The sequence below is a fragment of the Flavobacterium hiemivividum genome (assembly GCF_004349145.1).
GTDB lineage: Bacteria > Bacteroidota > Bacteroidia > Flavobacteriales > Flavobacteriaceae > Flavobacterium > Flavobacterium hiemivividum.
In genome coordinates this window covers 75,907-85,006 of sequence record NZ_SMFO01000013.1, presented here as the reverse complement: position 1 = coordinate 85,006, position 9,100 = coordinate 75,907, and the positions used below count along the sequence as shown (strand labels likewise).

Annotated in this window: 10 protein-coding genes; 1 reads left to right on the top strand and 9 read right to left on the bottom strand. The window is 31.0% G+C overall.

Translation table 11 applies throughout. The annotated features are described in order from the left end of the window. A partial coding sequence (locus tag E0F98_RS14150; protein ID WP_165929304.1) for an ATP-binding protein occupies positions 1-137 on the top strand: 137 nt, incomplete at its 5' end. A 203-nt stretch (positions 138-340) separates the two neighbouring features. On the opposite strand, the gene E0F98_RS14145 is transcribed toward E0F98_RS14150, so the two are convergent. From E0F98_RS14145 to E0F98_RS16125, 9 genes are all read right to left on the bottom strand, one after another. Beyond that, positions 341-973, bottom strand: a complete 633-nt coding sequence (locus tag E0F98_RS14145; RefSeq protein ID WP_132112593.1) for an ATP-binding cassette domain-containing protein — start codon at positions 971-973, stop codon at positions 341-343. A 979-nt stretch (positions 974-1,952) separates the two neighbouring features. Next, the gene (locus E0F98_RS14140) at positions 1,953-2,084 is read right to left on the bottom strand and encodes a class IIb bacteriocin, lactobin A/cerein 7B family (protein WP_132112591.1); all 132 of its coding nucleotides are present in this window, start codon (positions 2,082-2,084) and stop codon (positions 1,953-1,955) included. An 805-nt stretch (positions 2,085-2,889) separates the two neighbouring features. Beyond that, on the bottom strand, positions 2,890-5,058 hold the full coding sequence (locus tag E0F98_RS14135) for a peptidase domain-containing ABC transporter (protein ID WP_132112589.1): 2,169 nt from the start codon (positions 5,056-5,058) through the stop codon (positions 2,890-2,892). A gap of 78 nt (positions 5,059-5,136) precedes the next feature. Continuing rightward, positions 5,137-6,273, bottom strand: coding sequence for an HlyD family secretion protein (locus E0F98_RS14130; RefSeq protein WP_165929330.1), 1,137 nt, complete (start codon positions 6,271-6,273; stop codon positions 5,137-5,139). Positions 6,274-6,521: 248 nt separating this feature from the next. Beyond that, positions 6,522-6,707, bottom strand: coding sequence for a class IIb bacteriocin, lactobin A/cerein 7B family (locus tag E0F98_RS14125; RefSeq protein WP_132112587.1), 186 nt, complete (start codon positions 6,705-6,707; stop codon positions 6,522-6,524). Between the two features lie 24 nt (positions 6,708-6,731). After that, the gene (locus E0F98_RS16225) at positions 6,732-6,905 is read right to left on the bottom strand and encodes a bacteriocin (protein ID WP_243699253.1); all 174 of its coding nucleotides are present in this window, start codon (positions 6,903-6,905) and stop codon (positions 6,732-6,734) included. A gap of 456 nt (positions 6,906-7,361) precedes the next feature. After that, on the bottom strand, positions 7,362-7,730 hold the full coding sequence (locus E0F98_RS14115) for a biotin/lipoyl-binding protein (protein ID WP_132112585.1): 369 nt from the start codon (positions 7,728-7,730) through the stop codon (positions 7,362-7,364). A gap of 46 nt (positions 7,731-7,776) precedes the next feature. Next, positions 7,777-8,301, bottom strand: a complete 525-nt coding sequence (locus tag E0F98_RS16340) for a CPBP family intramembrane glutamic endopeptidase (protein ID WP_132112583.1) — start codon at positions 8,299-8,301, stop codon at positions 7,777-7,779. A gap of 214 nt (positions 8,302-8,515) precedes the next feature. Continuing rightward, entirely contained in the window at positions 8,516-8,731 is a 216-nt protein-coding gene (locus E0F98_RS16125) for a hypothetical protein (RefSeq protein ID WP_207917109.1), read from the bottom strand. Positions 8,732-9,100: the final 369 nt, after the last annotated feature.

The window sequence follows — 9,100 nt, the reverse complement described above, 5'->3', positions numbered from 1 at the left end:
CGGTTCAAGGCTGGTACGACATTATTGGAGAGAAAACCATTGCCGATGCAATTCTGGACCGACTCATCCATAATTCACACAGAATTGAATTATCAGGGGAATCAATGCGTAAAAAAAGAAGTAAAAATATCGGATAAATTTTTAAGTATATTTGAATAAATTATAACATCAGAAAAAAGTAGTTTTTTAATGAAAATTAGGGTGGTCAATTTCAACTGGAATTGCATGGTCACTTTGAACTGGAATTAGGTGCTCACTTTAAACTGGAATGGGGTGGTCAATATAGCTGGAATTTGCACAATGGGGTCTAAACTGAAGTTCATTTATGTTTTTTTTATAATTACGCGAAAAGTGCATTATGAATTTGATTAAAATTTTCTTTCTCAAACTTTGAAATGTAATTGTTATTCAAAACAAAAATCTCTTCACAGTTATTATATAAAACATCTAAAATATGTGACGAAATAATAATAATACTTTCTTTGGACTTTTCAATTAAATACTGAATTAATATATAATTGGACTCCAAGTCTAATCCATTAAAAGGCTCGTCCAGAAAATAAATGGGATATTCTTTTTGAAAAATGGCATTTAGATACGTTTTCTTCATCATTCCTGTAGAAAAATCTCGTATCAACTTATCATCAACTACATTAAATATTGGTTTATTATTTGACTTTTTAAAATCTAATAAATGACTGTAAAAATCATAAAACTCATTGGCTGTTAGTTCTTTATATATTGAAGGTTCGGTTGGGCACCAAGCTACATTTTGCAAAGCAATATTGACATTATTAATCTGACTATTTCCGATATAACTTTCTAACTCCAAAACGCACTTAAATAAAGTGGTTTTACCTACTCCATTTTTACCGACGAGCCCATAAATTCCCGCCTTAGCAATATGAATATTAATATTTTCTAATATTATTCGATTTGCATATTTTTTTTCTTTGATATTAATGGTTAGCATACTTTATGGTATTAAGGTTTTTAATTGCTTTTTTATATAAGAAAGGAATTGTCAATAGAGGAATTCCATAAAGCATCATGCTTGATCCAATAAAAAAAATAAAGACAATTTGATGTAAGATGGAATTATTAAAGTATATATATTTCAAGATTATATTTATTAATGGAATTATAAATATAATTATCGAAAAAGACAAGACTTCCCACTGTAACAAAACACATAAGATTACTACAACAGGGATTACTAAATAAAAGGTGTTTATTATTGAGTTCTTAAATTGTCTTTTCAAATATTTTTCAGAATCAAAAGGATTTAATTTTATTTCTTCCAATTTCTCTCTTTCAAAGGATGGGATACATGAAATTACTGTTAAAATAATCAGTGTAAAATAAATAATATTTTCATTTTTATTCTCAATAGCCAAAAATAGTAGAATTATAATTATCGGTAAAGTGGAAATAAGTTTATATTTTCTAAAACTAATATGCCAAAACACATTAAAAAGTTGAAAGGGATAAGGGATTATTTTGAAGTACACTTTTTCGATACTTATCAAAAATAGTTTTAAAATTAGAAATCCAAAAACCAGAATAAAATCGTTCTTTAAAAAAAACACCAAATAGAAAGGTGAACTATAAAATAAATATTCCAATAATAGTATTGTTTTGTGATTCTTTTGTAGCTTTAAAAATTCTATATCAGATCTATTGATATGATATACCGCAATATCAATAAACAATATAAACATATAATCTCTAAAATAGCTATAGTTTTTATAGACTAAAACGGCACTTAAAATATATCCTATCGAAATTAAGAGAATAGCAAAATAATCGTCTTTAGAAAGTATTTTTCTAAATCTAATAAGAAATAAATATTTTAATATTTTAATCATGATTTTATAAAAAAATGTAAAATTTCATTGAAGACCTGATGATAAAGTGTGCTGAAACAGCACACTTTAAAAGTAATATCTTTATTAGTATAATTTATGAGTTCCCAATGGGCTAAACAAAATCATTGCAATAAACAATATAGGGATAATTCCCCCATCAACTTCTTGTACTTCCTGAGCATTAAGCTCAACTAAATTCAAATTTTCTAAATTCATAAGTTCTAGTTTTTAAAATTAAACGTTTTGTTTTTACAAAGGAGTTTCTCGAGAACCTTCTTTCTACTACATTCTTTATTCCGGCAACTGTAAATTCCGTTTGCTTTGTTTTTCAAGAAACAAATTAGCTTTATCTAAAACCTCTTGCTTTGCTTTTTTTTAAATGGTTACAAAACAGCTGAAGCAATCCATTATAATCTGGCCAGATTAAAATTTAATAAAGGAATTAATTTAACAGTAACGTCTTACTCTAAACCATTTCACTTTCTTGAGGTCAAAACTACAGTATGAAGTCGTTCAACGCAAATTATCTTTATCGAGATTCGGGAATTTCGATATGAATTTCCCGAATTTCGAGACTAAAAAATCGTAAACAATTAATTTTAAAATATTTAACAATGGAGACACCCTGAACATGATTCTATAAATCAATTGAAAGTATATGATTGGAAATTTTCTCTATATCTACATTTTCCTAGCTTCGCCTTTAAGAATTTTTTCAAAGTAAAAATGAAGTGCTAAATCAATAGACTTGCTTTAATAAAAACTTTCCCTTTTTCTTACAATCTTTAATAACTGAATCACCGCTTTTAAAATAATCGATTAAATTATACCGCTAGCTTCTACTTTATTTTAGTTTATTGACACACTTGACAGGAGTACCCGTTTTTTCAGTATGAATTAAACGATGTACTTTTTTCAATCGTTCTATTTAGGTAATAAAATTCATTTCTCGTAGACTTTTTATTGTAGTATTAAAATCTTCGTAGGTTTAAATTTATGATTGAAGGTTAATGAGCCTTTTTTAAACCAATCCTTGTTTGCTCCACAAATCATTATACTTTCCTTTTTGTTCCAATAAGTAGTTGTGATTTCCAGATTCAACGATTGTTCCGTTTTCCATTACTAAAATGGTATCTGCGTTTGCAATGGTACTTAATCTATGTGCAATAACAATAATTGTTTTTCCTTGCGCTTTAAAATCATCTATAACCTGTTTTACAATATACTCAGCGTTTGTGTCCAATGAAGAGGTAGCTTCATCCATTAATAAAACTTCGGGGTTTTTATATAGGGCTCTTGCAATTGCTAGACGCTGTTTTTGTCCACCTGACAACATCGCTCCATTTTCACCTATTTGAGTAGCAAAGCCATTTGGCAATTTTTCGACAAACTCCGTTATTCCTAATTGTTTTGATAGATCTAAAATGCGTTGCATATTCGGGAATGAATCTCCCAAGGCGATATTTTCTATAATATTTCCTGAAAATAAATTTAGCTGTTGCGGGATTACTCCAATACAATTGCGCAAACTTTGATAATGAATGAATTGAGCATCATATTCTCCTATATAGATTTTCCCTTCTTTTATGGGATATAAGTTTTGCAATAGTGAAATCAGCGTGGTTTTACCGCTTCCGCTTTCACCAACGATCGCGGTAGTTTCATTCTTTTTGAAAACAGCATTAAAGTCTTTGAATACTTCGGTTCTAGAGCCGTATCTAAAACTCACATTTTCAAATTTGATGTCTCCAATATTTTCTCTTTGCAGTTCCACTTTATTTTCGGTTTCTTCTCGCTCTAAATCCATAATTTCAAAAAGTCTGTCAGCTGCAATCAATGCATTCTGTGCTGTTTTGTTCATCCCTATTAAAGAGGCAACAGGTGATGTAAAATAGCCAATTAAAGCATAGAAAGAAAACAACTCCCCGGGAGTAATTGCCCGATCAATCACATAACCTGAACCAATCCACATTAAAATAACGGTAAAGATGGATGCTAAAAATTGAGTAGATGTTCCGGCAAAAACGCTATTCAAACCTGATTTATAGCCTGAAAATAACAATTTAACAAATTTGTTTTCTGTTTTTAGATTGGAGAATTCTTCGATTCCAAATTCCTTTACGGTTCTAACGTGCGTAACGCTTTCTACCAATTGAGTTTGCAATTCAGCCGCATTTTCCATAATACTGCGTTCCACCTTTTTATTGAATTTATTTAAGATAAAATAAATGGCAGTATAAAACGGAATTACCAATAAAATCACCAGTGCTAATTTCCAATAGTAGGTAAACATTAGTGTAAACGAAAATATAACTATAAAAATGTTGACAATCATGTCTATTGCAACCTCGTTAATAAAGGATCTGATTTTTACGGCATCACCAATTCGTGATGTGATTTCCCCCACTTGCATGGTGTCAAAAAAACGTTGTGGTAAATGCAATAAATGTTTATAGTAGCCCAAAATCAGTTTAGCATCAATTAACTGCCCGGTTTTCATCACAAAAATACTCTTTTTAGAACCGATGTAGGCTTGGAGTAAAATAATGGCAACCATGGAAACGCTCAGTAAATTAAGCAAATTCCTGTTACCTTCCACCAGAACATAGTCTGTTATTTTTTGAATGTAAATGGACATTGCTAATCCTAAAACAGTAAATAGTATGGCGCCAACCAATGCTTGAATCAAAATAGTTTTGTGTGGCTGAACCAAATGCCAGAAACGTCTTAACGGAGATATTTTTTCGTTATAAGTCCTGAAATCATCATTAGGTGCAAAAAGTATCAACACACCGGTCCAAATTTTTTGAAATTCATCATACGTATAGGTTTCCATTTTACCAAAAGCAGGATCCATTGCTTGAATTTCTCCAGCTGACTTTCCTGATGGGGAGGAGACTTTATAAATAACCACGTAATGATGTAGTTGCTCTTTGACGACAACGTGCGCAATGGCAGGAAGCGGAATCTTATCTATAGCATCTAAGCCTCCTTTTACACCTTTAGCAGAAAAACCCATTTTTTCGGCGGCTTCAATGATTCCAAGAACGTTAGTTCCTCGTTTATCTGTATTTGCGTATTGTCGAATTCGAGCTATGGGCAGATTAACTTTGTAATGATTTCCAATAGAAGCAAGACAAGCAGCACCACAATCTTTAATATCATGTTGTTTTATTTTTATAGAAGCCATAATTTATTTTTTTGCCACGAAGGCACTAAGTCGCGAAGTTCTTTATTTGAATTTTAAATCTGAAAACAGAGTAAATTATTACTTGTTTAGGTTTTTCGGGTTCAACCAATCATCCACCTTATCAAATAACAAGTCAAATAAACTTCTTCTGGTAATCATATATCGAGTGGTTAATGTCATTCCTTTTGACACTTTGGTTTTATAGCCTGATTGCAAGTTCATACTTGTTGTGTTTAAAGCTGATCGTACTTTAAAGAAAACTTGGTCTCCCTGAATGGTAATATTACGATCTATGTCAATTACTTTACCTTCCAGTAATCCCCATTGGTTGTAATTGAAAGCATCAAGCTGAAATTTTACTTTTTGATTTTTCTGGATAAGACCAATATCATTTGGTGAAACAGAGCTTTCTACAATTAGCATATCTGAAGCTGAGATAGTAGCAATGGGTTGTGAAGTATTTAAGAAGGAACCTATCTGAATACCGGAGAAGTTTTCAATAGTTCCCGACATGGGCGCAGTAATGACATAATTTTTTGCCTCAACTTTTATTTTTCGCAGTGTTCCATTAAGATTTTTGAGTTGTATTTCAAGTTCTCTTTTGTTATTTTGCCACATGCTTCGTTGGTTCTTCTCCAATCCAGAGAGCGCTTGCTGGGCATAGGTATAATCGAAACTGTATTTCTCGAACTCGGCTCTGGAAATTACCCCTTTCTCATACAGTCCTTTGTTGCGATCATAGCCTATTTTCGTTTGGGCAATTTTGCTTTGCAACTCGTCCCTTTTATTGACATAACTAAACCATTCCTGTTGTACAGCAGGGGTTCTTAAGGAAATATTTTTTCCTGAAACAACGTGAGACAAATCCCTAATGCGATCTTGTAAATCGATTGAAAGTTCATGATTGGTTGCTTCCTCCGTATCTAGATTTTCTTGAGTAAGTCTTATCAGGGTATCCCCTTGTTGTACCACTTGATTGTTTTTGAGTTTGACAAAAGTAACTTTGCCGTTTACCACGCTACTTAACGTTACATTATCGGTAGTACTTCGAATCATCCCTCGACTCTGACTGCTAATGTCAACTTTGATTAAGGGTAACGCTATCAAAAAAAGGAGTATTGCTAAAATGAGAACCAAATAGATAGAAATACTCTTGGTTTTGTTTTTAGAGATAAGATTTTCGAGGGTATTTATCGGGTCTGAGCTGAGGTTCATTTATTTTATTGTTAAATTTAATTGCCGTACTGTTAAGAAGTAAGAGTAAATATAATTCCAGTTAATTATATAAATAATACACTCCCCATAAATTATGAGGAGTGTAAAAGTAAACATTATAAGTACTTAAGTTCTTATCTTTTGGATATGAGCAATAAGTGCTCCGATAGCTATGCCTACTATAAATAACTTAAACCAATAAGGAGCTAAATATTGCATAATTTTATCAAAAGTCATTTTTTTGTTTTTTATGATGTTGCCCAATCTACGAACTTATAAATTCCATAACCAACTACAGCTCCAACAACAATAACTCCAACAACAGTTGCGCCGGCAGCAACAACTGCCACAGCCACTGGAACAGCAACACCGCCCTCTATTTCTTGTGATTCTTGAAAGCTAATTTCTTCTAGTTTTAACGCTTCTAAATTCATAATCTTATGTTTTTATGTTTAAAATTATTTTTGACCTTGAGCAACTGCTGCTCCAACACCTACACCTACGAAGAAAGCTGTAGCAACAGTTTCTGCTGATATCGCAATTCCCCAAATTAAAAGAGGGATAAACCCACCCTCTACTTCTTGTACTTCTTGAGCATTAAGCTCTACTAAATTCAAATTTTGTAAATTCATAATTTCTAAGTTTTTTGATTGTTAATTAATTCGTTTTAATATAAAAGGAGTTTTTCCAGAACTTTCTTCCTTATTCATTCTTTTTTATCGGGTTTTGTATTTCCGTCTTGCTTTGTTTTTATTAAGGAACAAATTAGCTTTATCTAAAAACCTTTGCTCTGTTTTTTTAAGGGTTACAATCCAGCTGAAGCAGTCCCTAATATTGGCCAATACTATTTAGAAAATGATTAGGTTTTTACAGTAACGTCTTACTAAGAAACCGTTTCATTTTCTGAGGTCAAAACTAGAGCAAGAAAGCACTCTAAGCAAACTATCGTTATCGGAATTCCTGAATTTCGATAAGAAATTCAGGAATGTCGAATTTAAATTGTGTTTATGTAATGGAAAAACAAGCAATTAAGTTGATTTATGAAAAGTTGCTTTTATTAAGTCAGGATTGCCTTATTTGACGTGTTTTTACCATAAAAGTGATAAATCCCGAATGCGATCTTGTAAATCTATTAGCAATTCCTGATTAGTTGCTTTCTCCGTATCTAAGTTTTCTTGCGTGAGTCGTATGAGTGTATCGCCTTGCTGTACTACTTGATTATTTTTGAGTTTGACAAAAGTAACTTTTCCATTCACCAAGGTGGTTAGCGGAACATTGTCTGTGGTAGAACACACGATACCGCGACTTTGGCTGCTAATCTCAATTTTGATAATAGGAAGTAATGCCAAAAAAACGAGTACAGCCAAAACAAGCACCAAATAGATAGAAATACTTTTAGTTTTGTTTTTGGCGATGAGGTTTTCTAGGGTGTTTATGGGGTCTTGACTGAAGGTCATCGATTTTTTACTTAAAATCTATAATAAGGAAATGTAAATTCATATTTTATTTTTGAAAAACATCATTTAGTAAAAAGGAGATAAAATTCATTAACATATGTAAAAAAGTAACATGTAAAAAAGGACTGACATCCTTTCTTTTCATACTTAATATGTAGAAAAACGAAAAATTTAAACCAATAAACATGATACCAATAAAATAGGCAGTAGAATAACAATGAAATGAAGCAAAAATTAAAGCAGAAATTATAATTGAAAAATACAAATTATATTGTGGGAATCTGTTAATAATAAATTCAATTATTACTTTTTGAAAAACAAAAGTTTCTATGAATGGAACAATTATGACTGTTAAAAAAAAAATTAAATAAATGTTCAAATCCCTAAGGTACTCAATGTCTTCTATATTATTAAATAAGATATTGATTACTAGCGAAGCTAAAAAAAATATAAATATGGTTATAATTGCAGAGGTAATTATGTAAGCTTTTTTATTAAGTCCACCTAATAGTTTACTTAGTAAAGAAATCACTATTTTTTTTTTGTAACAAATCTTATGAATTCTAGACATATAAATAAAATAATATTAAAGTAAAAAAAGCCTTTCAAATACGGGTAATCAATTTTAAAAAAAAATAAAAAACAAAGTACTATCGAAAAGATATAATATATTGAGAAAAAATACTTGGCCATTAAAAAATATTTTAAATTAAAAAAAGCTCGAATTATTCATAACAAAATTAATGAAAATAAATCGAGCTTCTATTGTTCAATATTAAAAAATATTATAATTTTGATCCTGTGGAGTTAGCAAGACTAGTCATTGTTGATCCAGCTGGTGCTGTTCCGGGAAAGTTCGCTTCAAGACCTTCAAAGTAAAGAACTGCTACCTGAGCAACATATGCCGCACCTCTCAAAAATGAACCAACAAGGTTTCCACCATCAACTTCTTGTACTTCTTGAGCATTAAGCTCTACTAAATTCAAATTTTGTAAATTCATAATTTCTAAGTTTTTTAATTGTTAATTAATTCGTTTTAATATAAAAGGAGTTTTTTGAGAACTTTCTTCCTTATTCATTCGTTTTTATCGGGTTTTGTATTTCCGTCTTGCTTTGTTTTTATTAAGGAACAAATTAGCTTTATCTAAAAACCTTTGCTCTGTTTTTTTAAGGGTTACAATCCAGCTGAAGCAGTCCCTAATATTGGCCAATACTATTTAGAAAATGATTAGGTTTTTACAGTAACGTCTTACTAAGAAACCGTTTCATTTTCTGAGGTCAAAACTAGAGCAAGAAAGCACTCTAAGCAAACTATCGTTATCGGAATTCCTGAATTTCGATAAGGAATTCAGGAATTCTTGTTTTGGTCT